Source organism: Streptomyces sp. NPDC050264, assembly GCF_040655895.1.
Lineage (GTDB): Bacteria > Actinomycetota > Actinomycetes > Streptomycetales > Streptomycetaceae > Streptomyces.
Map to the genome: position 1 here is coordinate 36,770 of NZ_JBFAKV010000010.1, position 26,163 is coordinate 62,932.

The window sequence follows — 26,163 nt, forward strand, 5'->3', positions numbered from 1 at the left end:
CCTGGAGCGCACTCAAGGTCATAGCGTCGAGTACGTTCCGCACCGGCACCATCACAGGAGGCAGCACTCATGTCGGACCTTCCCACCCGCCGCCTCGGCTCGCTCACCGTCTCCGCGCAGGGTCTCGGCTGCATGGGCATGAGCCACGCCTACGGCGCGTCCGACGACGAGCAGTCGGTCGGTACGATCCATCGCGCGCTGGACCTGGGCGTCACCCTGCTCGACACGTCCGACTTCTACGGCGCCGGGCACAACGAGGAGCTGATCGGCCGGGCCCTCGCGGCGCCGGGGCGGCGCGAGCAGGCCGTGCTGGCCACGAAATTCGGGTTCGCGAACAAGCTCGGCGAGGCGACCGCGATCCGGGGTGACGCGGCGTACGTCCGCGAGGCGTGCGAGGCGTCCCTGCGGCGGCTCGGCGTCGACCACATCGACCTGTACTACGTGCACCGGGTGGACCGCAGCGTGCCGATCGAGGAGACGGTGGGCGCGCTCGCCGAGCTGGTGAACGAGGGCAAGGTCCGCCACCTCGGCCTGTCGGAGGCCGGCCCGGACACCCTGCGCCGGGCGTACGCCGTGCATCCGATCGCGGCCCTGCAGAGCGAGTACTCGCTGTGGACGCGGGACGTGGAGTCCGAAGTGCTGCCGGTGTGCCGGGAGCTGGGCATCGGGCTCGTACCGTTCTCGCCGCTGGGCCGGGGCTTCCTCACCGGCCGCTACAAGTCGACGGAGGGCTTGCAGGACGGGGACATGCGGCGCGGCCAGCCGCGGTTCGCCGAGGGGAACCTGGAGCGCAACCTCGCCATCGTCGACCGCCTGGAGGAGATCGCATCCCGTAAGGGCGTCACGGCCGGGCAGTTGGCGCTCGCGTGGGTCCAGCACCAGGGCGACGACGTGGTGCCGATCCCGGGAACCCGGCGTCAGACGTACCTGGAGGAGTACGTCGCGGCGACCACGCTTGAGCTGTCCGCCGACGACCTCGCGGCGATCGACGCGGCGGCGCCCGCGGGCGCGGTGGCGGGCGCCCGCTACGACGACGGCAGCCTGAAGTTCGTGAACGGCTAGCCGGGTGACGGCAGTTGTGTGGCTGGGCGGACCGCCCGGGGTGGGAAAGTCGACGGTCGCCGAGCGGCTGGCCCGGCGGCACGGGCTGCGCCGCTACCACGCGGACACCCGTACGTGGGCGCACCGCGACCGGGCGCTCGCCGCGGGCTGTCCGGCGGCGCTCCGCTTCGAGTCCCTCTCGCCGGAGGACCGCTGGGCGGCGCCCGTGCCGGACCTGCTCGCGATGTCCTTGCACCACGAGCGCGGGCGGATGGTCGCGGACGACGTACGGGCGCTGCCCGCGGGCCCGCTGACCGTGGCCGAGGGCACGGTGATCACCCCGGCGACGGCCCGGGCCCTGCCCGGCCGGGCCGCCCTGTGGCTGCTGCCCACCCCCGCGCTCCTCGAAAAGCGGCTCGCGGAAAGGGAGTTGAAGCCCGGTCCGCTGGCCCTGTACCGGCGCCTCGCCGACGTCATCGAGGACGAGGTGCGGGCGTCCGGCGCGCCCTTCCTGACCGTCGACATCGACACCGACGTCACCGAGGAGGTGGCGGCACGCTGGGCGGCTCCACTCGCCGCCGGGCCTCACTCCGCCTCCCGCGCGGAACGCCGCGCACTGCTCCGCGAGGCCAACGAAGCCGTCGTAGCGCAGTACACGGCGTTCTTCGCCCGCCCCTGGTCACGCGGCGACGTGCGCGCCGCGGTGGCCCCGCTCTCCTGCGAGTGCGGGGCCACCGGCTGCGCGGCCCGCGTGGACTGCGCGGTCACGGCGTTTCCGGCGGCTCCCGTCGTGGCTCCGGGCCACGACGGGTTCAGCGCTTCTTGATCCGCAGGAACGTCACCGAGTTCGCCGGGAACGTGTACGAGAAGGTGTCCGCGACGCCGGCGAAGGTCGAGGTCACGGGCCTCACCGGGGTCTCGCTCGCGGTGTTCTCCGCCTCGGGCGCCGCGGCGAGCGTGGTGACGGCCGCGGACTTCGCGACCTTCGCGCCGCCGAGCTTCACCGTCGTACGGGCCCGCGCGTCCTGCGCGTTGACGACCTTGACGATCAGGTCACCGGTCTTCTTGTCGCGCGTGACGACCTGGCGGAACGGCTCGGCGGGCTTGTCGTCCTTGAACGAGCCCCACTCCTGGCCGTCGAGGTAGAGGGTCACCTGGCGGCCGCGCACCTTGATGTCGATGTCGTAGGCGCGGCCGGTCTCGATCGATCCGGCCGTGGCCAGGAGCGTCGACTTGCCGCCGTTCACGGCCTGTTCGACGGCGGACTGGGTGTTGTTCCAGCCGCCCAGGTTCCACCAGTAGTAGTTGCCGGTGTCCTTGACGCCGAACGCGACGAGGAAGCCCTCCTTGCCGGACTCCTTGGTGGCCTTGGCGTGCAGGTCGTAGTCGTGCCAGCTCGGGTCGCCCGCGGTGACCAGGGTGTTCTCGGCGGCCTCGTCGGACTGGACGTACCGCCCGTCCTGGATGCTCCAGCTTCCGCTGCCGGACGGGGTCCACCGTCCGGCGTCGCCGCTGAAGTCGTCGTTCAGCAGGCTCGTGCCGTCGGCGCCGGTGACGCGCACGTCGTCGTACGCGGCGCTGGTCGCCCACGTCGACAGGCCGACGGCGCCGGTGATGGGCGCGGTCGTCGAGGGGGTGTTCGTGGCGGTGGACGGGACGACCTGGTCGCCGACGTTGCGCATGAACAGCTTCTGCACCTCGTAGTCGGCGGAGCCCCACGCCTTCTGGTCGTCGAACCAGATCATGTCGGGCCGCCACTGGACGGTGTCCTGGCGGGCGAGCAGCGGCGCGTAGGAGGCGAGCTTGACGACGTCCGCGTTGCGTTCGAGGCCCGTCATGTAGGCGGCTTCGGAGAGGGCGTTGGCGAAGGTGTTCCCGCCGGACGCGTACTCGCCGAGGAAGACCTTGGGGCCGTTGCGGTCGTAGGAGTCGTAGCGGTCGTTGTTCTGCAGGAACCACTGCGGGCTGTTGTAGTAGTGCTCGTCGACCATGTCGACGTCGGCGTCCTTGTTCAGCTTCCATGCCGCGTCGAAGACCGAACCGCTGTCGTCAGGGCCCGAGTTGGAGATGACGGAGACGTCGGGGTACTCGGCGGTGATGGCGGCGCGGAATTCCTTGAAGCGGGCGAAGAACGCCTCGGGCAGGTTCTCCTCGTTGCCGACTTCGAGGTGGGTGAGGTGGAAGGGCTTCGGGTGACCCATCTGCGCACGCTTCTTGCCCCACTCGCTGGTCACGGGCCCGTTGGCGAACTCGATGAGGTCGAGCGTGTCCTGGATGTGCCGCTCGAGCAGCGCGTCGTCGTCGACGGCCTGGTTCTGGCCGCAGCCGGTGACCAGGGCGGGCACGACGGGCAGCGGCATCGCGCCGATGTCCTCGGCGAACTGGAAGTACTCGTAGTAGCCGAGGCCGTAACTCTGGTTGTAGCCCCAGAAGTTGGCGTTCGTGGCGCGCTGCTCGACCGGGCCGACCGTGTCCTTCCACTGGTAGGAGCGGGTGCGCTGGTAGCCGGAGGCCGCGTCGTAGCCCTCCATGGACCCGGTGTTGACGAGGCAGCCGCCGGGGAAGCGCACGAAGCCGGGTCTCAGGGCGGCGATCTTCTCGGCGAGGTCCTTGCGCAGGCCGTTCTCGCGTCCTTTGTAGGTGTCGCGGGGGAAGAGGGACACCATGTCGAGGGCGGCGGTCCGCGTGGTGGCGACGGAGAGGCGGCCGGTCGTGCTGGCGCGCTTCGCGGTGAACGTCGCCGTGTACTTGGTCCAGCCGCCCTTCGCTCTGACCCGCTTGGGCGCGGCCAGCGCGCCGTCCGCATCGTCCAGGGTGACGGTCAGCACGGAGTCGGCGCGGGCCCAGACCGAGAAGTCGTACGTCCTGCCCTTGGCGACCGTGATGCCGGTGCCATAGCCGGAGTTGGTGACGGACGCGTCCGCGCCGAGCGAGAGGTAGGTGCGGTTGCGCGCGTTCAGCCGGCCGTCGTCGTCGACGGTCCGGGCCGTTCCGCCGGCCGTCCACGCGGTGAGCGGGGTGTACGCCTTGTTGTCGGCGGTCGTGTACTCGAAGGAGCGGTTCTGCACCAGTTCGGCGTAGAGCCCGCCGTCGGCGGCCCGGTTGATGTCCTCGAAGAAGACGCCGTACATGGAGTCGTCGATGGTCGCGCCGGTGCGGCTCGGGTCGACGGTGACCGTGTAGTCGGTGACGTCGGCCGCGTCGGCCGCGTCGGCGGCCGACGACGGCAGCACGGCGGTCCCGGCGAGCAGGGAGCCCACCGCGGCCCCGAGCCCGATTCTCCAGCGCCTGCGTCGTCCACGCGTCATGCGTACTCCCCATTCCCTGGCCAGATCGTTCGAGATTTCGTACGGCGTCCTAAACTCCGAACGGCAAGATAGGAAGTGGCGGTACGCGCGTCAACGGTTCGCGCAGAGGTGTACGGGAGTGGTGGGCGTGAAGAGTGAACTCTGGCCGGTTTCCGATGTGTTGGCGTTCCTGGCCGGGAGCTGGCACGTGGAGCGGACCGTGCGGGATCTCGCCGACGACGTGACCGGCAGGTTCACCGGCACCACGGAGTTCACCGCGGCGGACGGCGGAGGGCTGCTGCACGTCGAGTCCGGCGTCTTCGAATGGCGCGGAGTGGCGCGCCCCGCCGAGCGGACCCTGCGCTATCTGCCGGACGGGACGCCCGGCACGGCTGTCGTCCGCTTCTCGGACGGCCGCTTCTTCCACGGCCTCGATCTGCGCGGTGGCCACCACATCGCGGATCACCCCTGCTCGGCCGACCTCTACCGGGGTGAGTTCGAGGTCTACGACGCCGACAGCTGGCGGACGGTGTGGCGCGTGAAGGGACCGGCGAAGGACCTGGTCCTCACGACGGATTACCGCAGGGTCTGAGTCTCCAGCGGCCCGGGCAGCAGCTCGTCGCAGGCTGCCCTGAGGCGGCGTACGCCCTCGGTGATCTCCGCCGTCCCGGCGACCGCCACGAAGCTCAGCCGGAGGTACGGGGCCGGTGGTTCGGCCGCGAAGTACGGGCGGCCGGGCGCCACGGCGACGCCCGCGCGCAGGGCGCCCGCGACGAGCCGGCGCTCGTCCGTACCGTCGGGCAGCCGGGCCCACAGGTGGTAGCCGCCGACCGGGATGTACGGCACGGACAGTTCGGGCAGCCGCAGGGCGAGGGCGGCGGCGAGGGTGTCCCTGCGGGCCCTCAACTCCCCTGCCACCGTGCGCAGATGGCGCGGCCAGGCCGGGGACCCGACGAGTTCCAGCGTGGCCTCCTGCAAGGGGCGCGGCACGAAGAGCTGGTCGACGACCTGGATGGCGCGCAGCCGCTCCAGGACCGGGCCGCGGGCGGCGAGGCAGCCGATGCGCAGGCTCGGCGAGGTCGCCTTGGTGAGGGAACAGACGTGCACGACGACGCCGTCGGGATCGTCGGTCGCCAGGGGGCGGGGCAGCGGGCCGGCGTCGTCGTGCACGAGGCGGCGCACGAAGTCGTCCTCGACGACGAACGCGCCGGCCTCGCGCGCGATGCGCAGCACCTCCGGGCGCCGCTCGGCGGAGAGCACTGCGCCGGTCGGGTTCTGGAAGAGCGGCTGGCACACGAACAGGCGGGCGCCGGTCGCCTCGAAGGCCCGCGCGAGCAGCTCCGGGCGGACGCCGTCCCGGTCGACGGGGACCGGCACGGGGCGCAGACCCGCGGCCCGCGCGATCGCCAGCATGCCGGGATACGTGGGCGATTCGACCAGGACGGGGGCCCCGGGCGGGGCGAGCGCCCGCAGCGCGGTGCCGAGCGCCGACTGGCCGCCGGAGGTGATCAGCACCTCGGCGCCGGTGATCGCGCCGCCGATGCCGCGGGCGAACCACTCGCGCAGTTCGGGCAGTCCTTCGACGGGCGGCCGGTCCCACGCGCCGGGGCGCCGGCCCGCGCGGGCGAGCGCGGCGGCCAGCGCGCCGACGGGCTGGAGCACCTGGTGCAGATAGCCGCCGTTGAGCTCGACGACCCCGGGCGGTGACGCGGCCAGCGTGATCAGCACCCCCGAGGCGTCCACCGCGCGCGGTACGGGTTCCGTGGCGGAGTCGGCGCTCAGCGCGACCTCCTGCCAGGACGTGTCGCCCGCGGGGGCGGCGGCGCGGGGCGTGGAGCGGAAGGCGCCGGCGCCCGGCCGGGTCACCACGAGCCCTTCCGCGGCGAGCCGGGCGAGTGCCCGCGAGACGGTCACCGGGCTGACCCGGAACCGCTCCACGAGAGCCCGGCTCGACGGCAGCTTCTCACCTTCTGAGTAGCGGTTCAGTTCGTCCCGGAGCCGCTTCGCCAGTTCACCCACGCTGCTACGCTCTTGCATGAGGACTGAGAATAGCGCTACCGAACACGATGCGATAGCAATTGCCGGGAGGTCCGCCTCCGGAGCCGCACCGGCCCCGGCATCGGGAGCGGCCCCCGGCACGCTCCTGGCCGCTCTCGGCGTCGTCGCGTTCTCCCTCACCTTCCCCGCCACCGCGTGGGGGCTCGAAGGCTTCGGCCCCTGGTCGCTGGTGAGCGTCCGCAGTGTGCTCGCGGCCGTGATCGCGGGCGGGTGCCTGCTGGCTCTGCGCGTACCACTTCCGCGGCGACGGCACTGGGGAGGGCTCGCCGTCGTCGGGGCCGGTGTGGTCCTCGGCTTCCCGATGCTGACCACGCTCGCCCTGCGGACGGCGACGACCGCGCACTCGGCGGTCGTGGTGGGCCTGCTGCCGCTGACCACGGCCGTGCTCTCCTCGCTGCGCACCGGGGCCCGGCCCTCCCGCACCTTCTGGATCGCGGCGTGCGCGGGCGCCGCGGCGGTGATCGCGTTCACGGTGCAGCAGAGCGGCGGTGCCCTCACCCGGGCCGACCTGTACCTGTTCGGCGCGCTGCTGATCTGCGCGGCCGGCTACACCGAGGGCGGCCGGCTCGCGCGGGTCATGCCGGGCTGGCAGGTGATCGCGTGGGCGCTGGTGCTGTGCCTGCCGGTCGCCGTGGCGGGCGCGGCGGTCGCGCTGGCGCACGAGCCGGTACGGCTGACCGGGCACGCGGTGGCGGGCCTGCTGTGGGTGGCGGTGGGCTCGCAGTTCCTCGGGCTGGTCGTCTGGTACAAGGGCATGGCCGTGATCGGCATCCCGAAGGCGAGTCAACTCCAGCTCGCCCAGCCGCTGTTGACGCTCGTGTGGTCGGTGTTCCTGCTGGGCGAGGAGCTGCCGGTCGCGGCTCCGCTGACGGCGGGCGCGGTTCTCGTGTGCATCGCGGTCACCCAGCGCGCCCGCGGCTGAGCGGCCGTCAGGGGTCCCAACTCCCCTCCTGCGCCGTAGACTTGCCGGAACTCACGGCATGGCGAGGAGGGCACTCCTGATGCGCGCAACCGTAGGCGACCGGCTCCTGGTGCACGGCCGGATCGTCGGTCAGCACGACCGGGTCGCCCAGATCATCGAAGTCCTCGGCAGCGACGGCGGTCCCCCGTTCCGTGTCCGCTTCGAGGACGGCCACGAGGCGATCATGTCGCCGGGCCCCGACGCGGTCGTGCGGCCCGTCGTCGGCCGACGCGAGTGATCAGCCCCCGAAGCGGCCGTAGTGGTCCGCGACGACCCGGGCCATGGCGCCGATCCGGTCCTGCCCGGCCTCCTTCGCGGAGAAGTAGACGTGCCCGCGCGCCTCGGGGAATCCGGCCGCGTACGTGAGGTGCCGGGACAGCTCGGCGGGGTCCTGCCACGCGGCGGGCTGCGCCGGATCGCCCGCCTTGTAGAGGGCTTCGCCGATGTAGAGGCGTACCCCGGTGCCCCGCACGGCGTCGGCCCACCACGGCACGAGCTTGGCGTAGTCGGCGACGGCGAAGCCGATGTTCCAGTACACCTGCGGGCAGATGTAGTCGATCCATCCTTCACGCACCCACTTGCGGGTGTCCGCGTGCAGGTCGTCGTACGTCTGCACGCCGGCCGCCGTGTCCGACCCCTCCGGGTCGGTCGCCCGGTTGCGCCACACCCCGAACGGGCTGATCCCGAACCGGGCCCGGGGCCGGGTCCGGTCGATGCGGCGCGCGGTCTCCCGGATCAGCCGGTCGATGTTGTCGCGCCGCCAGGCCGCCCGGTCCGTGAAGCCACCGCCGTACGTGCGGTACGCCGCGTCGTCGTCGAAGGTCTGGCCCGCGACCGGATACGGATAGAAGTAGTCGTCGAAGTGCACGGCGTCGATGGCGTACTTGTGCACCGCGTCGAGCATCGCGTCCTGCACGAAGCGCCGGACCTCGGGCAGTCCGGGGTTGTAATAGAGCTTCCCTCCGTACGGCACTACCCAGTCGGGGTGGACGCGCGCCGGGTGCGTCGGGATCAGCCGGCCGGGGTCGGTGTGGTTGGCGACACGGTACGGGTTGAACCAGGCGTGCAGTTCGAGGCCGCGGCGGTGCGCCTCGGTCACCGCGGTGCCCAGCGGGTCCCAGCCCGGGTCCTTGCCCTGGGTACCGGTGAGGACGTCGGACCACGGCTCGTACGGCGACGGCCACAAGGCGTCGGCGGTGGGCCGCACCTGGAAGATCACCGCGTTCAGACGGCGGCGCACCGCCGTGTCCAGGTGCGCGAGGAGCTCGGACCGCTGCTGGGCGACGGTCAGCCCCGGGCGTGAGGGCCAGTCGCGGTTGGCGACGGTGGCCAGCCACATGCCGCGCATCTCGTGCCGGGGGCGGCCCCGGCGACCGGCCCCGGCTACGGCGTCGCCCGCCGTCAGTCCGGCCAGCGTGAGCGCGGCCCCGAGCGTGACAGCACGACGTGAGATACGTCCCATGGTTCCCCTCTGATTCCTGTGCCACGGTGATGCCTGGTTGAACAGCCGTTAACCCGGGCTCCACCGCTCCCATGTCTACGGGGTAACGTGCAGATCCGAAAGACCCGGGAGGATCCTGCCTGCCGGCGGCCCCGGACGAACAGCGAAAGGCACGAGGTGACAGACACCTTGACTGACATCACACGCGTCGGCGTGGTGGGCTGTGGCCAGATGGGCGCCGGGATCGCAGAGGTCTGCGCCCGCAGCGGCCTGGACGTGATGGTGGCCGAGACCACCGGTGAGGCCCTGGAGATCGGCCGTACCCGGCTGCTCAACTCCCTCGCCAAGGCGGCCGAGCGCGGCAAGATCACCGAGGAGGAGCTGGCGGAGACGCAGGAGCGGCTCACCTTCACCACGGACCTCGGCGAGTTCTCCGACCGTGACCTCGTCATCGAGGCGGTCGTGGAGAACGAGCAGGTCAAGACGGAGATCTTCCAGGTCCTCGACCAGGTCGTCACCCGGCGCGACGCGATCCTCGCCTCGAACACCTCGTCCATCCCGCTGGTGAAGCTGGCCGTGGCGACGTCCCGCCCGGACCACGTGATCGGCATCCACTTCTTCAACCCGGCCCCGGTGCAGAAGCTCGTCGAGCTGATTCCGGCGCTCACCACGTCCGAGGGCACCATCAGCCGCGCCCAGGCGCTGGTGGAGAAGATCCTCGGCAAGCACGCGATCCGCGCCCAGGACCGCTCGGGCTTCGTGGTCAACGCGCTGCTCGTGCCGTACCTGCTCTCCTCGATCCGGATGTTCGAGTCCGGCATCGCCAGCCGCGAGGACATCGACAACGGCATGGAGCTGGGCTGCGCCCACCCGATGGGCCCGCTCAAGCTCTCCGACCTGATCGGTCTCGACACGATCGCCTCCATCGCGGACTCGATGTACACCGAGTACAAGGAGCCGCTGTACGCCGCTCCCCCGCTGCTCCAGAGGATGGTCGACGCGGGCCGCCTCGGCCGCAAGTCCGGGTCGGGCTTCTACACCTACCCCTGATCACACTCCGTGCTCGCCAGTGGGCCCGGTGCTCTTCGGAGCACCGGGCCCACTTCGTTCGCACGGGGAGTGAGCGGGGGACTCGCATATGCCCTCCGCACACGCTCCCGCCGCGTCCACCAGGCGAGTTGACTTCCGATGCGCACATCAAAGATGTGACGACTACGGAGAGGAGCGGAGCTGTGACCACCGACCCGGAGAATTCCGTGGTCCCTGAAGAACTCGCAGAGTTACGCCGTGTTGTCGAGGTGGGACTGACCCGTGTCGACGGCCAACTCGCCCTGCTGTCCCACCGCGACGACCAGACCGTCAAGGATCAGGACGATCTGAGCTCACGGATCGCCGCACTCGAGCACACCCGCTGGCCCCTGCCCGCGGTCGCCGCGCTCACCACGGTCGGGGCACTGGCCATAACGGTATGGCAGGCGCTCGGGCACTAGCGTCCGGGCGTCCGGTATGCGGGAGGCGTCAGCCGAGCCGCAGATGATGCAGTAGCAGCAGCGCGGCCGCCATGTTGGCGGCCGGGACCTCTCCGCGAGCGATCATGTCGGGGACGAGTTTGAGCGGGACCCATTCCCTGCGGTCCGACTCGAAGTCGTCCTGGGGGTGGCCGATGTACGTTCCCTCATCGGTCCAGTAGATGTGGTGCCGGGCGTCCGTGAGGCCGTTCGACGGTTCGACGCTCATCAGGTGTTGCAGCGGTCCCGGCCGCCAGCCGGTCTCCTCCTCCAGTTCCCTGGCGGCCGCGTACGCGATGTCCTCGCCGTCCTCGACGACGCCCGCCGCCAGTTCCCATCCCCAGCTGTCGGTGATGAAGCGGTGCCGCCACAGCAGCAGCACCTCGTTCGCCTCGTTCACCACCGTGGCGACGGCCACCGGCCGCAGCCGGATGACGAAGTGATCGAGATGCCGGCCGTCCGGGAGTTCAACGTCGGCCAGGTTGACGCTGAACCAGCGGTTTTCATACACAGTTTGTTCGTTTTGTTTCGTCCACTGCACGGTTCTGCCACCTTCCGCTTAGTTGATGGCAATATCGCAGCAGCGGCGCCCCCGGGCGTCCTACGTAAGGGCTCAGAGCGGTACGCGCAGCGCCCCGTCGATGAGTTCGGCGGCCTCGGCCGTGCCGGCGCAGCCGCTGCGCACCAGGTGCTCGCGGACCGCCCGGAGTCTGTCGCGCAGGCGCTGGGACTCCATCCCCCGCGCCGTCTCGGCCATTTCGACGGCCGTGGCCACGGCCTGTTCGGCGTGGCCCTGGCGGAGCTGGATCTGGCTGAGCACGGCCAGCCGGTGCACGCGGCCGCGGTCGTGCGCCGGGCTGTGCACGGCCTCGGCGGCGTGCTCCCTGGCGGCCGCGTAGTCGCCGAGGCTCAACAGGGCCTCGGCGATCTGTACGTTGACGAAGCCGGGCTGTACGTACCCGGTCTCGTCCGGCTCGTGCCCGCGTCTGATGCGCCCGGCGGCCGACTCGGCACGCCTTATGCACTCCAGGGCGCTCGTGCCGTCGCCGAGGTGGGCGTACGCCTTCGCCTGCATCGCGTACAGATCGGAGGCGAGCGCGGGGGTGATGTGCCGGCCGGCGGCGCGCAGCGCGGCCTCGGCGAAGGCGACGGCCTGGCGGTGTTCGCGCATGTGCAGCGACTGGTTGACGAGGAGCGCTATCACATAGGCGCCGAGTCCCCTGTCCCCGCTGGCCTTCGCCAGGCGCAGGGCCTGGTGGAAGTAGCGCTGGGCGAGGCCGTGCGCGTCCGAGTCGTACGCGCAGATGCCCGCGATGGCGACCAACCCGCCGGTCGCGCGGTGCAGTTGGCGGCCCGTGGCATCGGTGTACCGGCCGCGCAGCAGCGGCGCCGCCTCGGCGTTGAGGAAGCCGACGATGCGGGTCCGCGTCGCGATGCCGCCCGCCTTGCGGTACATCTGCTCGTAGTGGGTGCGGGCCGAACGCATCGTCTCGATGTCGGCGGGGCTGACCAGAAGCCGTCCGCCGCGCGAGACATCGGTGTCCTCCGGCGGGTTCTCCCACTCCCATACGGGCATCACGGCGGGGGTGCCGGTGACAGCCGGGGCGTCGAGGATGTGGCGGCGCTGCTGCTCGTCGGAGCGCCACAGCGCGGTGGCCCGCTCCACGAAGCCGGAGAGCGAGGAGCTGTGCGGTGCGGCCGGCCCGCCGGGGATGCCGAGGCCGATGTCGTCGAGGGTGACGTGCCGCTGGAGGCGCCCCGTGAGCACCTCGCAGATCAGGTCGGGAACCTGGCCGCGCGGCCGCTGGCCCTTCAACCAGCGGGCGACGGCGGTGTGTTCGTACCGCAGGGCGAGCCCGCGGGCCCGGCCCGCATGGTTCACATGTGCGGCGAGGCCCGCATGAGAGATCCCGGCTTCGTCGAGAATCGCGTCGAGCAGGGTGTTGGGCTGCATGGATGCCCTCCGTTGGCTCGGTATTCCCAGCCTAGTCCGGGCGCCTTCACACGGGGTGTGATCGGAATGCTCAACTCCGGGCGCCGTGCACTCTGTTGTGGCCGGTTTCCACCCGCTTGACTGAACTGCCTCGCAAGAGGCCGGCCGGGCCGCCGGCTCCCCCTCGTACAGACGGCGGCCCGAACCCGCGTCGTCCGCCCGCTCGCCTGCCCACAACTCCGCGGCGGGCGGACGACGTCCCCCGGCGGTGCGCGTCGTCAGACGACCGTGTGGGCAGTGCGGACGACGGACTCACCGTGCTGGAGGGGAACGCGCCCGCGGTCGTTGCGCAGCACGAGGAGCGTCGCGTCGTCGCTGGGCGGCCCGCCGGTATGGCTCAGAAGCCGGTCGTACACGGCGCTGATGACTGCCTCCGGCACGACGGTCCGGCGGCGCACCGCCTTGGTGAGCTCGGCCTGCAGGGGAAAGAACCGGCCATGCGCGTCGCGGGCGTCCTCGATACCGTCGGTGTGCAACAGGAGCCCCTGCCCCGGCAGGACCCGCCCGCACCGCACGGGCGCCAGCTCGGCGGGCAGCGGGAACGGGCCGAGCGGGGGCAGCGGGTCGCCGCCGGTCAGCGGCTCGACGCAGCGCGCCGCGCCCGGTCGCAGCCGATACGGCCAGGGATGGCCGCAGTTGAGGGCGTACACCGCGCCGTCCGCCCGGATCTCCAGGAGCAGCACGGTCACGAAGTCCTCGGCGAGGGGGTTCTCCGCATCGCCCTCTCCGGCGGCCGGGGTTTCGTCGCGGGAGCGCTGGCGCAGATGCCGGGCGTGGGTCCGCTCCAGCCGGCGCAGTACGCGGTCGAGCCCGTCCTCGTCGTGCGCGGCCTCGCGGAAGCTGCCGAGGACGGCGCCCACGGTGGCGAGCGCGCCGAGCCCGTGGCCGCGGACGTCCCCCATGACCACCCGGACGCCGTGATCGGTGGCGACGACGTCGTACAGGTCGCCGCCGATGCTGGCACCGCGGTCGGCGCAGAGCCGGCCCGCGGCGAGGGCGAGCCCGTCGAGCCGGGGCGGCAGCGGTCGCAGGAGCACGGACTGGGCGGCGCCCGCGACGGCCGTGATGTCCCGCAACTCCCGCATCAGGCTGTGCCGTACGTGCAGCATCAGCCCGCTTCCCACCACGAAGAAGACGGCGCTGCTCACGAGGCGCACGCACAGGCTGTTCTGCTGGGCGAGCGGGCAGGTCAGCTTGTACGTGATGGCGGCGGCGCCCCAGAGCGCGGGCAGACCGATCAGCAACGCGCGCCGGATGCGCTGGGGTTCGGCGCGAACGGCCCTGGTCAGGCGCCTGCCGAGTGAGGTGCGTAAGAAAGTACGGAAGCCGCGGGTGGGCGCCCTGGTCTTGGTACGCATGACGACCGCCTGCCCAGATGTGACCGGATCAGGTGACACCTCACCCGAACGAGTGAGGGGCCCACCCGGTGATCCGGATGCGCCCCTCACCCACGTCCCGCCTGCGCCGTTACGCGCCGCGCAGCACCGCTCCCGTGCTCCCGGCGGCCTGGGCGACCGCCGCGTCGCGGGCGGCGCTGGCCTCCTCGACCGTCAGGGTGCGGTCGGCGGCACGGAAGCGCAGCGCGTAGGCGAGGGACTTCTTCGCCGCGCCGAGCTGCTCCGCGTTCTCGTACACGTCGAACAGGCGCAGGGACTCCAGGAGTTCACCCGCGCCCACGCGCAGCGCGTTCTCCACGGCCGCGGCCGGGATGTCCTTGCCGACGACGAGCGCGACGTCCTGGGTGGCGACGGGGAAGGTCGAGATCCGCGGCGCCTGGAGGACACCGGCGCTCGCCTGCTCCACGAGGTCCAGGTTCAGCTCCATGGCGCTGGTGCGGGCCGGCAGGCCGAAGGCCTTGACGACGCGCGGGTGCAGCTCACCGGCGTGGCCGACGAGGGTCTTGACCCCGTCGATCGCGACGTACAGAGCGGCGCACCGGCCGGGGTGCCAGGGGCCGTACTGGCCCTGGTCCACGGCGAGTTCGGTGCCCGACTCGTGGGCGACGACGCGGGCCGCCTCGACCGCGTCGGCCCAGGTCGTCGGGTGGCCCTTGCCCCACCAGCCGCTCTGCTCACGGGCGCCGGCGAGGACGACCGCGGCGTGCCGGGGCTGGTCCGGGAGCGCGGCCGTGAGGGACGCGACCTCCTCGGCGGTGGGACGCCGGTCGACGGGCAGCCGGGTGGCGATGCGCAGCTCGTCCTGGGGGTGGAAGACCAGGCCGGTCTCGAAGAGGGCCAGGTCGTGGCTGCCCCGTCCGTCGTTGCGGCGCAGCGCGGAGAGCAGGCCCGGCAGCAGCGTCGTACGGAGGGCGGGCTCCTCGTCGGAGAGCGGGTTGACGAGGGTGACGACGCGGCGGGCCGGGTCGTCCTTCTCCAGGCCGAGCTGGTCGAAGACGGCCTCGCCGATGAACGGGTAGCTCAGCGACTCGACGTATCCGGCGCCGGCCAGGACGCGGCCGACCCGGCGGTGCGTGCGCTGGCGCTCGGTCAGGCCGCGGCCCGCCGGGGGCTTCGGCAGCGTGGAGGGCAGGTTCTCGTAGCCCTCCAGGCGGATGACCTCTTCGGCCAGGTCGTTCGGGTCGGTCAGGTCGGGCCGCCAGGACGGCACGGTCACGGTCAGGGCGTCCTGCCCGTAGACGTCGCAGCCGACTTCCTGCAGCCGCCGTACGACGGTCTCGCGGCCGTAACGGACGCCCGCGACCTTGTCCGGGTGGTCGGCCGGGATGGTGATGGTGCGCGGTGCGCCCGGGGAGATGACCTCGGTGACGCCCTCCTCCGCCGTGCCGCCCGCGAGGAGCACGAGAAGGTCGACGACGCGCTGGGCCGCGGCGGACGTGGCCTGCGGGTCGGCGCCGCGCTCGAAGCGCTTGGCCGCCTCGGAGGACAGCTTGTGGCGGCGCGAGGTGCGGGCGATGGTCAGCGCGTCGAAGTGCGCGGCCTCGATGACGACGTCGGTGGTCCCGGCGTTTTCCGCGTGGTCGGCGATCTCCGTGTTGGCGCCGCCCATCACTCCGGCGAGGCCGATCGGGCCGCGCTCGTCGGTGATGACGAGGTCCTCGGAGTCGAGGGTGCGCTCGGCGCCGTCGAGGGTCTTGAGCTTCTCGCCGGACAGCGCGCGGCGCACGCCGATCGCGCCCTGGACGAGGGAGCGGTCGTAGGCGTGCAGCGGCTGGCCGAGCTCCAGCATCACGTAGTTCGTGACGTCGACGGCGAGCGAGATCGGGCGCATGCCGGCCTTCTGCAGGCGGCGCTGCAGCCAGATCGGCGAGCGGGCCTCGGGGCTCAGACCGGTGACCGTGCGCGCGGTGAAGCGGTCGCAGGCGATCGGGTCGGAGACCTGGACCGGGTAGCCGAACGCGTTCGGCGCGGGAACGTCGAGGAGCGCCGGGTCGCGCAGCGGCAGCCCGTACGCGGTGGCGGTCTCGCGGGCGATGCCGCGCATCGACAGGCAGTAGCCGCGGTCGGGCGTGACGGCGATGTCGAGCACCTCGTCGACGAGCTCGAGCAGCTCGATGGCGTCGGTGCCCGCCTCGTGCTCCGGCGGCAGCACGATGATGCCGTGCGTGCCGTCGTCGCCCATGCCCAGCTCGTCGGTGGAGCAGATCATGCCGTGCGAGGTCTTGCCGTACGTCTTGCGCGCGGCGATCGCGAAGCCGCCGGGCAGCTCGGCGCCGGGCAGGACGACGACGACCTTGTCGCCGACGGCGAAGTTCCGGGCGCCGCAGACGATCTCCTGCGGCTCGCCGGTGCCGTTGGCGGTGCCGACGTCGACCGTGCAGAACCGGATCGGCTTCTTGAAGCCCTCCAGCTCCTCGATGGTCAGCACCTTGCCCACGACGAGCGGGCCCTTGAGGTCGGCGCCGAGCTGCTCGACGGCCTCGACCTCGAGGCCGACGCCGACGAGCTCGGCCTGCACGTCGCGGCCGGTCTCGGTGGCGGGGAGGTCGACGTACTCCCGCAGCCAGGAAAGCGGGACCCGCATCAGATCTCCATCCCGAACGGCCGGGTGAACCGGACGTCACCCTCGACCATGTCTCGCATGTCTTCGACGTTGTGGCGGAACATCAGCATCCGCTCGATGCCGAACCCGAAGGCGAATCCGCTGTACTTCTCCGGGTCGACGCCGCACGCGGTCAGCACGCGCGGGTTGACCATGCCGCAGCCGCCCAGCTCGATCCAGCCCTCGCTGCCGCAGGTGCGGCAGGGCCGGTCCGGGTTGCCGACGGACTCGCCGCGGCAGACGTAGCAGACCATGTCCATCTCGGCGGACGGCTCGGTGAAGGGGAAGTAGTTGGGCCGCAGCCGGGTCTTCATGTCGTCGCCGAAGAGCGCCTTGACCATGTGGTCCAGGGTGCCCTTCAGGTCAGCCATGGTGAGGCCCTCGTCCACGGCGAGCAGCTCGATCTGGTGGAAGACCGGGGTGTGCGTGGCGTCCAGCTCGTCGGTCCGGTACACGCGGCCGGGGCAGACGATGTAGACCGGCGGCTCCCGGTCGAGCAGCGAGCGGGCCTGCACCGGGGAGGTGTGCGTCCGCAGCACGACGCCGGACTCGTCGCCGTCGGTGCCCTCGGGGCCCTGGACGAAGAAGGTGTCCTGCATCTGCCGGGCCGGGTGGTCCGGGGTGAAGTTCAGGGCGTCGAAGTTGAACCACTCCGCCTCGACCTCGGGGCCCTCCGCGATCTCGTATCCCATGGACACGAAGACGTCCGCGACGCGCTCCATCATGGTCGTCAGCGGGTGGCGGGCGCCGGCCTGAGTGCGGTCGTAGGGCAGCGTGACGTCCACGGCCTCCTCGACCAGGACGCGCGCGTCGCGCTCGGCCTCCAGCTCGGTCTGGCGGGCGGCGAGGCCCCGGCCGACGGCGGCGCGGGCCTGGCCGACGCGCTTGCCCGCCTCGGCCTTGGCCTGCGGGGGCAGCGCGCCGATCTCGCGGTTCGCGAGCGACAGTGGCGCGGTGCCGCCGGTGTGCGCGACCTTGGCCTCCTGAAGCGCCTCGAGCGAGTCCGCGGCGGCGAAGGCGGCGAGCGCCTCGTCCCGTACGCGCTCGATCTCTTCCGGTTTCAGTGCCTCGACCTCGACCGGGTCGTACGACTTGTTCGGTGCCGACATCTCTTCCCGTGCTTCCGATTGGCTGGCGGATGGCCCCGTCTACGACCCGTCCCGCATTGGCTGACGAACCGTCTCTGACGTGGAGACGCAATGTGCCAAAGGACGAGTCTAGACGAGTGGATCCGCGCTCCCGTCGTTCGCCCGAAGGGCGGGACCGGATCGGCCTGGTGCGTGCGCGGATCTACTCGTCTGGCGGGGGTGACGTGTGTGAATGCGCCCGTGGGGCCGATGCTCAGGCGTTGAGGTACGCCGGCGCCGCCACGGGCAACGTAAATCGGAACTGGGCGCCGCCACCGGGCGCCCGCCCGACGGTGATCGTTCCGCCGTGGACCTCGACGATGCCCTTGACGATGTACAGGCCGAGCCCGGTGCCGCCGCGCTTGCTGCCCCGCCAGAAGCGGGTGAAGACGCGGTTCATGGACTCCTCCGGGATTCCGGGGCCCTCGTCGCTGACGGTGACCGAGGTCGATTCCCTGGCCGTCGTGGAGGGCTCCACGTCAATGGTGACGGTTCCCTCGCCGTGCCGCACTGCGTTTTCCAGCAGGTTGCTCAGCACCTGGTCGACCTTGTCCGGGTCGGCCCACAGGTCGGGCAGCGGCTGTTCGACCCGGAGCAGGAAGCGGTCGGGCGCCTGACCTGCGGCGACGTGCGCCTGGATGTGCCGGAAGACGGCGGCGCCGATGTCGACGGGCTGCCGCCGCAGTTCGAGCCGGCCCGAGTCGATCCGTGAGATGTCGAGAAGCTCGGTGATCAACCGGGTCACGCGGTTCGCGTCGGCGTCGACGGTCTCCAGCATCAGCCGCTTCTGCTCGTCGGTGAACCGCTCCCACTTGGCGAGCAGGGTCGCCGTGAACCCCTTGACCGAGGTCAGCGGGGAGCGCAGCTCGTGGGCGACGGTGGCGATCAGCTCGGCGTGGCTGCGCTCGGTGCGCCGCCGGGCCTCCGTGTCGCGGATCTGGACGACGACGCTGCGCACGGGTCCGGTGGGGCGGGTCCGCACGTAGCGCGCGGTCACCAGGACTTCCCGGCCGCCCGGCAGCAGCAGGTTCCGCTCGGGCTGTCCGCCGCGGATGGCGAGGCCGCCGTACGGGTCGGTCAGCTGCCACCAGCGACGGCCTTCGAGGTCCTCCAGGGGCAGCGCCCGCTCCAGCGGCGCGCCGAGGGCGTCGGCGGCGGGGACGGCGGTGATGCGCTGCGCGGCGGCGTTGAACGTGACGACGTGGCCGCTCTCGTCGGCGACGACGAGTCCGTCGGGCAGTTCGTCGGGGTGGAGGCCTGCTCCGGCAAGACCGGGCGTGGCCGCCCCAGGGGGTCCGCTCACCCCCGGTGTCCTGCTGGTGCGGACCGTCATCTCCCCGTACCCCACCTCTCGCAACGGCACAGTGGGCCCCGAGTTCGCCACCCTACTAGTCGTGGGTGACGGACTACCAGTCACCGGTGACGCAGAGAGAGCGCGCGGGGCGGGCGCGCGGACCGGCGCAGGTCAGCGGCGGCATCCACCGGGGGCGCGCTGGGCGCGCGCGGAGGCGTACAGACATACGGCGGCGGCCGTCGCGAGGTTGAGGCTCTCGGCCCTGCCGTGGATCGGCACGCGGACGACGGCGTCGGCCAGCGCGCGGGTCTCCTCGGGAAGCCCCCACGCCTCGTTGCCGAAGACCCAGGCGGTCGGGGTGCCCATGGCGCCCTTGTCCAGCTCGTCGTCGAGGTCGTCGTCCCCGGCTCCGTCGGCGGCGAGGATGCGTACGCCGATGTCCTTGAGCCGGGCGACGGCCTGCTCGACGGGGACGCCCGTGGCGACCGGCAGATGGAACAGCGAACCGACGGAGGCGCGTACGGCCTTGGGGTTGTACAGGTCGACGGAGGCGTCCGTGAGCACCACGGCCTCGGCGCCCGCGGCGTCGGCGCAGCGCAGCACGGTCCCGGCGTTCCCGGGGTCCCGCACGTGGGCGAGTACGGCGACGAGCTTGGGCCGTACCGCGAGGATCTCCTCGAACGGTGTGTCCAGGAACCGGCAGATGCCGACCAGTCCCTGCGGGGTCACGGTCGTGGAGATGTCGGCGATGACGCTCTCGTCGGCGAGGTGCACCCGGGCGTCGGCGCCGCGCGCCTCCGCGACGATGTCGGCGTAGCGTTCGGCGGCCTCGACGGTCGCGAACATCTCGACGAGCGCCCCGTGCGCGGCGGCCTCCCGTACGGCCTGTGGCCCCTCGGCGAGAAACAGCCGCTCCTTCCCCCGGAAGTTCCGCTTGGCCAGCCGCCGGGCGGCGGAGACGCGGGGCGACTTGGGGGAGATCAGTTCGGGGATCATGTGACTCACCTTGGGATGATCATGCCTAGGGGCGGACGGGGGCAGACGCACTCGGACCCGTAGACCAACAGGCCTACGGGTCCGAAGTACAGGTCAACCCGCGAATCAGGCGGCAGCCTTCGGGGCGTTGACGTCAGCCGGCAGCGCCTTCTGCGCGACCTCGACCAGCGCGGCGAACGCGTTGGCGTCGTTGACGGCCAGCTCCGCGAGGATCTTGCGGTCCACCTCGATGTTGGCGGCCTTCAGACCCTGGATGAGGCGGTTGTACGTCATACCGTTCTGGCGGGCAGCGGCGTTGATGCGCTGGATCCACAGCTGACGGAAGTCGCCCTTGCGCTTCTTGCGGTCGTTGTAGTTGTAGACCAGGGAGTGGGTGACCTGCTCCTTGGCCTTGCGGTACAGACGCGAACGCTGACCGCGGTAGCCGCTGGCCTGCTCGAGGATCGCCCGACGCTTCTTGTGCGCGTTTACCGCGCGCTTGACGCGTGCCACTTTTTAACTCCTTGTAGCGGGGCCGGGGTTGGACTCACCCGGCCCGAATTCGAATAGGTCCCGGTCTGGTACGTGCGCGGCGCCGAGGCGCCGGCACGTCACTTGCCGAGAAGCTTCTTGATCTTCTTGGCGTCGCCCGGGGCCATCTCGGCGTTGCCGGTCAGGCGGCGCGTCAGGCGCGACGACTTGTGCTCGAGCAGGTGGCGCTTGCCGGCGCGCTCACGGAGCACCTTGCCGGAGCCGGTGACCTTGAAGCGCTTGCTGGCACCGCTGTGCGACTTGTTCTTCGGCATAGCGCCGTTCTCTCCTCGTCAGTGGCGTTCCCTGCCGGTTCGCGCCGTGGCTCGAACCGGCAGCGGGGGAACGTCATACGTGTCAGTGGATATCCGTGGCGCACAGGCTGTACGCCGCCGGATCATGCCTCGGCAGGAGCCTCGGCGGGGGCTTCGGCGGGGGCTTCGGCGGGGGCTTCGGCGGGGGCTTCGGCGGACGCCTCGGCCGGAGCCTCGGCATCGTCCTCGGAAAGCTCCTCGGCGGCGTTCTGCGAACGTCCCGGGTTGGCCTTCGCGTCGGCCTTGCGGGCGGCCTGCGCCTCACGGGCCTCGGCCATCGCCTCGGTCTTCTTCTTGTGCGGGCCGAGAACCATGATCATGTTTCGGCCGTCCTGCTTCGGGTTCGACTCGATGAACCCGAGGTCTTCGACGTCGTTCGCGAGACGCTGCAGCAGTCGGTAGCCGAGCTCCGGCCGGGACTGCTCGCGACCACGGAACATGATCGTGATCTTGACCTTGTCGCCCTGCTTGAGGAACCGGACGACGTGACCCTTCTTGGTGTCATAGTCGTGCGGGTCGATCTTCGGCCGGAGCTTCATCTCCTTGATGACCGTGTGCGCCTGGTTCTTGCGCGCCTCACGGGCCTTCATGGCCGACTCGTACTTGAACTTCCCGTAGTCCATGAGCTTGCAGACGGGCGGACGGGCTGTCGCCGCCACCTCGACCAGGTCGAGGTCGTACTCCTGAGCGAGCTCAAGGGCCTTGGCAAGCGGAACAATCCCGACCTGCTCGCCGCTTGGACCGACAAGTCGCACTTCGGGAACGCGAATCCGGTCGTTGATGCGGGGCTCGGCGCTGATGGATCCTCCTCGGTTAGCACCACACGACGGCCTGGCGGACCGCCGCGTACTTTTCTGTGACTACCAACCGTGCCGGCACATGAAAAATGCCCCGGACGGTACACACGCGGGGCTCCAAAGAACTACCGGAGCACCGCCACGGTGGACCGCGGGGCGCAAACTCGGACGGTTCCATCGTCCGTACGGAACGATGGGGACCATCTGACCGGTGACCCGCCGCCCGCGAGGGCAGTCAGGTGGGAGATCGGAGCCTCCACTTGTGGGCCGGTTACTCAGTCGTGGACGTGGGTATCCGGCCGGTCGTTACACAAGGTTAGCAGTACTTGGGGGGTGCGCCCAACCGGGTGCGCGGGCGGCATATCGTGTGGGGCATGAGTGACGCCACCCCCGCAGCCCCTTCTCTGGATTCGCCCCAGACCCCCGACTACGACGCGCTGACCCGCGACATCGCCGAGGTGCCCGCCGTCGAGGTCATCGTGACGGTCGCGGTGAACCTGATGAGCGCCGCCGCGGTGAAGCTGGGCCTCACCGAGGAGGGCGACGCCCACAAGGACCTCGACGAGGCCCGCAAGCTGATCCACGCCCTGGCCGGACTGCTCGACGGCAGCGCGACGGAGATCAGCTCGTTCCACGCGGCGCCGCTGCGCGACGGTCTGAAGTCGCTGCAGCTGGCGTTCCGCGAGGCGTCGATCGTGCCGGACGAGCCGGGGCAGGGCCCGGGCGAGAAGTACACGGGCGCCGTGTACGGCTAGGAACTTTCCCGTACGTAGAAGGGCTCGCCCGGTGGCGTCGCCCCGGCCGGCAGAAGTGCCAGGTCGAGGCCGCGCACCAGGCGGGCCCTCAGTGTTTCGTCGGCGGCGATGCGCCCGGCCACGGACCGCGCCGTCGCCGCCGGGTCGGCCTCGGGGTCGATGACCAGGGCGAGGACGCCGTCCGCCGCGCCGGGGCCCAGGTGGGCGCGGCGCACCGCGGGCTCGGCGGCGACCGCCGCGCGGACCGCGCCGGTGACCGCCGGATCGGCCAGCGGGTCGGCCGTGGTGCGGCCCTCGGCGAGGGCGTAGAGCGCGGCGCCCGTGATCTCGTACGGGACCGGGCCCGCGAGGTCGAGGACGACCGTGTCGGCCTTCTCGTGGGCGGCGGCCTGGAGCGCCTGGTGCAGCGGGACGGCGACCGGGCGGGCCTCGGGGTCCCACAGGGCCAGGGAGCGCGTCGAGGTGAAGGCCGGCAGTGCGGTGCGGTGGCCGGCCTTGAGCGTCGGCACCGCCATGTCACTCGTCTTCTCGCGGCGCAGACCGTTCTCGTCCTCCTCCACTTCGCCCAGGACCGCGACGACCGGGACCAGCAGACGGGCGTCCTTCAGCGCCTCCAGGACCGGGCCGTGGGCCGTGCGGTCCTGTGACCAGGCGGTCAGCGCCTCGGCGAGGCGCGGGTCCGCGGTGCCGTCGTCGTCGGAGAAGCCGGGGTCGGGAATGTTCTTGTTCGCCACGTTCACCGACCCTACCGAGGGGACGGGCCCGGGTTCTCAGCGGACCCAGAGGTGCGGCTCATGGTCCTCACAGGACCGCGCCGCACCCTCGGTCGCATGTCCCACGGAACCAGTCGGCGGCGGGCACGTACCGGTCGTCGGCGTCCCCTCGTCCACGCGGCCGTCGCCTCGGCGGTGCTGCTCGCCGCCACCGCCGGCACTACGGTCTACGTGAAGGCGCAGGCGCACGACGCGACTGCCCTCGTGTCGAAGGTCGCCGCCGCCGATGGGGGTTCCGTGTCACCGTCTCCCTCACCGACCGTGGACCGGGACGCCCGGCTCGCCGACGCCGTGCGGAGCGCGGCCGACGGGCACGACGGCGAGGTCTCGGTGGCCGTCCTCGACGTGACGGACGGTACGAGTGCGACGTACGCGTCCGGCGACGGGACGTACGACACCGCGAGCATCGTGAAGGTCGACGTGCTGGCCGCGCTGCTGTTGCAGGCGCAGGACGACGGGCGGGCGCTCACCGCGCAGGAGAAGGCGTACGCCACCGCGATGATCGAGAACAGTGACAACACGGCGACGACCGCGCTGTGGGACGCCATCGGTACGGCGGACGGGCTCGACGCGGCGAACGAGCGCCTGGGGCTGACCGGGACCAGCGGCGGCGACGGGCCGCTGTGGGGGCTCACGCAGACCACGGCCGCCGATCAACTCACCCTGCTCAAGCAGGTGTTCGGGGTCGGGGACAGCGCGCTGAGCACGGCGTCGCAGGCGTACGTCCAGGAGTTGATGGGGAACGTCGAGAGCGATCAGGCGTGGGGTGTCTCCGCGGCGGGGTCGGCAGGCGCCGAGCTGAAGAACGGGTGGCTGCAGCGCAGCACCACCGGGCTGTGGGACATCAACAGCGTCGGCCGGGTGAGCGTGGACGGCAAGCGGTATCTGGTGGCCGTGCTCTCCAACGGGAGCGCCACCAAGGACGGCGGGATCTCGCTCGTGGAGGACGTGGCGAAGGCCGCGGTGCCGTCGCTCAGCGACGACGGCTGAGCCGGTGGCCGCGCCACAGGTGGACGGCCGCGCCGAGCAGCAGCGCGCCGAGGACGTAGGCGACCGGTGCGACCCAGCCGGCCGGTCCTCCGTCGTCCGCTTCGTCCGGGCCGGGGCCGAAGTACTTCTCGCCGTACGCGGCCGAGGTCAGGCCCTGCGGTTTCAGCTTCCCGCCCGCGCGGATCGCGGCGGCCGGGTCGACCAGGCCGTAGCCGCGTGAGTCGTCGCGGCCGCCGGTCGGCGGGTCCTCGGCGGTGTCCTCCATGAGCTGCTTGATCTGGGCGGGGTTCAGGCCCGGGTGCGCGGCGCGGACCAGGGCGACGGCGCCCGAGACGAACGCGGAGGCGGCGCTGGTGCCCCACGCCGAGTAGTACTTGCGGTCGGGGTCGGCGGTGACGATGTTCCGGCCGGGTGCGGCGACGGTGGCGTACCAGCGGCGGGTGGAGAAGTAGGCGCGGTTGCCCGCCGCGTCGACGGCGGTGGCGGTGATGACGCCGGGGTAGGCGGCCGGGTAGGAGATGTGGTCGCCCTTCTTGCCGCCGTTGCCCGCGGAGGCGACGACGGAGACGCCCTTCTTCAGCGCGTACTGGACGGCCTCGTCCTCGCCCGCCTCGGCGTGGGCGGTCGGGGAGTCGTCGCCGAGGGAGAGGTTGATGACGTCGGCGCCGTGGTCGGCGGCCCAGCGGATGCCGTCGGCGAGGGCGTTGCCGCGGGTCTCGCGGGCCTTGGCGCGGGACGCGTCGCCGTCCTCCAGGATCACGCGGACGGGGAGGATCGTGGCTTCGGGGGCGATGCCGATGACGCCGTCCCCGTTGTCCGTGCCGTGTCCGTGGCCCGCGATGATGCCCGCTATGGCGGTGCCGTGGCGGGCCCAGGGCCGGTCGCCGCGGCCCGCGCCGAAGCCTATGAGGTCCTTGCCTTCGAGGACGTTGCCCACGAGGTCGGGGTGCTGGTCGTCGACGCCCGTGTCCAGGACGGCGACGGTGATGCCCTTGCCCTTGGTGGTGCGCCAGGCCTCCTGGGTGTGCATGGCCGCCAGGCCCCACTGCTGGGAGCGGACCGAGTCGGCGTGCGCGGCGGCGGACGGGAGCAGCGTGAGAGCCGCGGCGCCCGCGAGGGCGGCGATCCGGTGGGGGTGCTTCATGACGGCTGCTCCGTGGACTTCTGGACGGCCTTGCGCAGGCCTCGTTCGACACGGTCGGCGATGCCCTGGGCCTCGTGGCCCAGTCCCGCCTGGGCGGCGGCGTCGGTGGCGCCCGCCTTCATGGCCTCGGCGGCGGGCTCGGGTGTCGCGACGGTGCGGCCGTCGGCGAACCCGGAGACCGCGTAGACGACGACCGGGGCGTCGGTCAGGACGTTGATGGACCAGGACGCGCGCTGGGGGTCGTCGAAGTCCGCGGCGACGGTGCCCGGCACGGCGTACGGGCGGGGCACGAGGTCGGGGCGCCGGTCGAGGCCGTCCTCGGTGAAGCGGGTGCGCAGCGCCTTGGCCGTCTCGGCGTCGGCGCTGGTGAACATCAGGCCGACGGTGGTGACGTTGCTCTGGGTGGCGTCGGTGTAGGTGGCCCGCAGCAGGCGCTGGCAGCCGCCGGGGCGCAGCGCCTTGTACAGGAGCGGGTCGAAGGCCGTCCGGCAGCCGCTGTCGGGGGCGACGCCGATCCGGGTCCAGGTGCGGTCGGCGCCGCCGGGTCCTGCCCCCTCGCCGTTCAGGGTGCGCGGGAAGAGCCGGTCGACGGGGATGCCGTGCCACAGTTCGGCGGCGTCGCGGTAGGCGGCCTGCGCGCTCAGGGTGCCGTCGCCGTCGTCACCGGTGAGCAGGGTGCCGGTCGCGGCGCCGCCTATCAGTCCGAGGCCGAGCACGAGGCAGGCCGCCGCGGCCGCGGCGCGGGGGCGCAGCCGGGCGCCGATGGGGCGCAGCCGGGTCGTGCTGTCGTCGTAGTGCTCGGGGCGCGCGAACCGGACGAAGGGCCTGCCGGCGGTGCCCGGGACCGGGGTGAGGTCGACGGTGCCGGCGGCTCTGCGGGGGGTCGGTGCCGGTATCGGCGGGGCCGGGGGTATCGGGCGGAGGCGGGTGGTGGTCTCGTTCAGGTGCGGGGCGGCGCCGTCGTAGGGGGTGGTGGCGCTGTGGTCGGGCGCGGTTGCCACGGGCGGGAGCGGCATGGCTCGGGGCGCCTGCGCGGCGGGCGGGGCCGCGGCCGTGTCGGCGGGGGCCGCACTGTTCCCCGTGCCCCTGGGGGGCGTCGCCTCGGGCGGGAGGGGCGTCGCGCGGGGGGCCGTCGTGCCCGTGGGGGCCGCGGTGGTGTTCGCGGCTCTGGGCGG

25 protein-coding genes are annotated in these 26,163 nt (G+C 72.0%); 9 read left to right on the forward strand and 16 right to left on the reverse strand.

The features are described 5' to 3' along the window. Positions 1–69: 69 nt before the first annotated feature. Entirely contained in the window at positions 70–1,062 is a 993-nt protein-coding gene (locus AB0J02_RS19405; protein ID WP_363194926.1) for an aldo/keto reductase, read from the forward strand. A 40-nt stretch (positions 1,063–1,102) separates the two neighbouring features. After that, positions 1,103–1,867: a hypothetical protein gene (locus tag AB0J02_RS19410; RefSeq protein ID WP_363194927.1), complete on the forward strand. Its 765-nt coding sequence runs from the start codon at positions 1,103–1,105 to the stop codon at positions 1,865–1,867. Here the strand turns inward: AB0J02_RS19410 and AB0J02_RS19415 are convergent. Beyond that, complete coding sequence (locus tag AB0J02_RS19415) at positions 1,854–4,349, reverse strand: alpha-L-arabinofuranosidase C-terminal domain-containing protein (protein ID WP_363194928.1); 2,496 nt, start codon at positions 4,347–4,349, stop codon at positions 1,854–1,856. The two genes, AB0J02_RS19410 and AB0J02_RS19415, sit on opposite strands and share 14 nt — an antisense overlap. A 127-nt stretch (positions 4,350–4,476) precedes the next feature. Between AB0J02_RS19415 and AB0J02_RS19420 the strand changes: the two genes are divergently transcribed. After that, positions 4,477–4,920, forward strand: a complete 444-nt coding sequence (locus tag AB0J02_RS19420) for a DUF6314 family protein (RefSeq protein ID WP_363194929.1) — start codon at positions 4,477–4,479, stop codon at positions 4,918–4,920. Here AB0J02_RS19420 and AB0J02_RS19425 read toward each other — a convergent pair. Next, positions 4,905–6,365 (reverse strand): PLP-dependent aminotransferase family protein, encoded by a 1,461-nt coding sequence (locus AB0J02_RS19425; RefSeq protein ID WP_363194930.1) that lies wholly within the window; start codon positions 6,363–6,365, stop codon positions 4,905–4,907. The two genes, AB0J02_RS19420 and AB0J02_RS19425, sit on opposite strands and share 16 nt — an antisense overlap. Here AB0J02_RS19425 and AB0J02_RS19430 point away from each other — a divergent pair. Both AB0J02_RS19430 and AB0J02_RS19435 read left to right on the forward strand, forming a co-directional pair. Continuing rightward, on the forward strand, positions 6,364–7,308 hold the full coding sequence (locus tag AB0J02_RS19430) for a DMT family transporter (RefSeq protein ID WP_363194931.1): 945 nt from the start codon (positions 6,364–6,366) through the stop codon (positions 7,306–7,308). The genes AB0J02_RS19425 and AB0J02_RS19430 overlap by 2 nt on opposite strands. Positions 7,309–7,387: 79 nt before the next feature. Then, complete coding sequence (locus AB0J02_RS19435) at positions 7,388–7,585, forward strand: DUF1918 domain-containing protein (RefSeq protein WP_363194932.1); 198 nt, start codon at positions 7,388–7,390, stop codon at positions 7,583–7,585. Here AB0J02_RS19435 and AB0J02_RS19440 read toward each other — a convergent pair whose 3' ends face one another. Next, a complete protein-coding gene (locus tag AB0J02_RS19440) occupies positions 7,586–8,809 on the reverse strand; it encodes a family 10 glycosylhydrolase (RefSeq protein ID WP_363194933.1) in 1,224 nt (407 codons plus the stop codon). 168 nt (positions 8,810–8,977) lie between these two features. Here AB0J02_RS19440 and AB0J02_RS19445 point away from each other — a divergent pair, with 168 nt between their 5' ends. Together AB0J02_RS19445 and AB0J02_RS19450 are read left to right on the forward strand one after the other, a co-directional pair. Then, complete coding sequence (locus tag AB0J02_RS19445) at positions 8,978–9,838, forward strand: 3-hydroxybutyryl-CoA dehydrogenase (RefSeq protein ID WP_363194934.1); 861 nt, start codon at positions 8,978–8,980, stop codon at positions 9,836–9,838. A gap of 182 nt (positions 9,839–10,020) precedes the next feature. Then, positions 10,021–10,278, forward strand: a complete 258-nt coding sequence (locus AB0J02_RS19450; protein WP_363194935.1) for a hypothetical protein — start codon at positions 10,021–10,023, stop codon at positions 10,276–10,278. A 28-nt stretch (positions 10,279–10,306) separates the two neighbouring features. Here the strand turns inward: AB0J02_RS19450 and AB0J02_RS19455 are convergent, their stop codons facing one another. The 10 genes from AB0J02_RS19455 to infC all read right to left on the reverse strand — a co-directional run bounded on the left by AB0J02_RS19455 (position 10,307) and on the right by infC (position 21,329). After that, on the reverse strand, positions 10,307–10,837 hold the full coding sequence (locus AB0J02_RS19455; protein ID WP_363194936.1) for an NUDIX hydrolase: 531 nt from the start codon (positions 10,835–10,837) through the stop codon (positions 10,307–10,309). Between the two features lie 72 nt (positions 10,838–10,909). Then, on the reverse strand, positions 10,910–12,250 hold the full coding sequence (locus tag AB0J02_RS19460) for a transcriptional regulator (RefSeq protein WP_363194937.1): 1,341 nt from the start codon (positions 12,248–12,250) through the stop codon (positions 10,910–10,912). A 257-nt stretch (positions 12,251–12,507) separates the two neighbouring features. After that, positions 12,508–13,530, reverse strand: a complete 1,023-nt coding sequence (locus AB0J02_RS19465; protein ID WP_363195184.1) for a PP2C family protein-serine/threonine phosphatase — start codon at positions 13,528–13,530, stop codon at positions 12,508–12,510. Positions 13,531–13,756: 226 nt separating this feature from the next. Then, positions 13,757–16,270, reverse strand: coding sequence for a phenylalanine--tRNA ligase subunit beta (gene pheT / locus AB0J02_RS19470; protein ID WP_363194938.1), 2,514 nt, complete (start codon positions 16,268–16,270; stop codon positions 13,757–13,759). Then, positions 16,270–17,397 (reverse strand): phenylalanine--tRNA ligase subunit alpha, encoded by a 1,128-nt coding sequence (gene pheS / locus AB0J02_RS19475; RefSeq protein WP_363194939.1) that lies wholly within the window; start codon positions 17,395–17,397, stop codon positions 16,270–16,272. The genes pheT and pheS overlap by 1 nt, the downstream gene beginning before the upstream one ends. 232 nt (positions 17,398–17,629) lie before the next feature. Beyond that, positions 17,630–18,748, reverse strand: a complete 1,119-nt coding sequence (locus tag AB0J02_RS19480; protein WP_363194940.1) for an ATP-binding protein — start codon at positions 18,746–18,748, stop codon at positions 17,630–17,632. Between the two features lie 132 nt (positions 18,749–18,880). After that, a complete protein-coding gene (locus AB0J02_RS19485) occupies positions 18,881–19,705 on the reverse strand; it encodes an RNA methyltransferase (protein WP_363194941.1) in 825 nt (274 codons plus the stop codon). A 105-nt stretch (positions 19,706–19,810) separates the two neighbouring features. Beyond that, positions 19,811–20,197 carry a 50S ribosomal protein L20 gene (gene rplT, locus AB0J02_RS19490; protein WP_006350245.1) on the reverse strand — a complete coding sequence of 129 codons (387 nt, stop codon included), beginning with the start codon at positions 20,195–20,197 and terminating at the stop codon, positions 19,811–19,813. A gap of 98 nt (positions 20,198–20,295) precedes the next feature. After that, on the reverse strand, positions 20,296–20,490 hold the full coding sequence (gene rpmI / locus AB0J02_RS19495) for a 50S ribosomal protein L35 (protein ID WP_007829094.1): 195 nt from the start codon (positions 20,488–20,490) through the stop codon (positions 20,296–20,298). 122 nt (positions 20,491–20,612) lie between these two features. After that, positions 20,613–21,329 (reverse strand): translation initiation factor IF-3, encoded by a 717-nt coding sequence (gene infC / locus AB0J02_RS19500; RefSeq protein WP_363195185.1) that lies wholly within the window; start codon positions 21,327–21,329, stop codon positions 20,613–20,615. Positions 21,330–21,700: 371 nt separating this feature from the next. On the opposite strand from infC, the gene AB0J02_RS19505 reads away from it, so the two are divergent. Then, entirely contained in the window at positions 21,701–22,081 is a 381-nt protein-coding gene (locus tag AB0J02_RS19505; RefSeq protein WP_363194942.1) for a DUF1844 domain-containing protein, read from the forward strand. On the opposite strand, the gene AB0J02_RS19510 is transcribed toward AB0J02_RS19505, so the two are convergent. Continuing rightward, complete coding sequence (locus AB0J02_RS19510; RefSeq protein WP_363194943.1) at positions 22,078–22,815, reverse strand: SseB family protein; 738 nt, start codon at positions 22,813–22,815, stop codon at positions 22,078–22,080. The genes AB0J02_RS19505 and AB0J02_RS19510 overlap by 4 nt on opposite strands. A 96-nt stretch (positions 22,816–22,911) precedes the next feature. On the opposite strand from AB0J02_RS19510, the gene AB0J02_RS19515 reads away from it, so the two are divergent. Next, entirely contained in the window at positions 22,912–23,844 is a 933-nt protein-coding gene (locus AB0J02_RS19515; RefSeq protein WP_363194944.1) for a serine hydrolase, read from the forward strand. On the opposite strand, the gene mycP is transcribed toward AB0J02_RS19515, so the two are convergent. After that, entirely contained in the window at positions 23,828–24,988 is a 1,161-nt protein-coding gene (gene mycP, locus AB0J02_RS19520; RefSeq protein WP_363194945.1) for a type VII secretion-associated serine protease mycosin, read from the reverse strand. The two genes, AB0J02_RS19515 and mycP, sit on opposite strands and share 17 nt — an antisense overlap. Then, positions 24,985–25,989 carry a hypothetical protein gene (locus AB0J02_RS19525; RefSeq protein ID WP_363194946.1) on the reverse strand — a complete coding sequence of 335 codons (1,005 nt, stop codon included), beginning with the start codon at positions 25,987–25,989 and terminating at the stop codon, positions 24,985–24,987. Before AB0J02_RS19525 ends, mycP begins: the two co-directional genes overlap by 4 nt. Positions 25,990–26,163 lie beyond the last annotated feature (174 nt).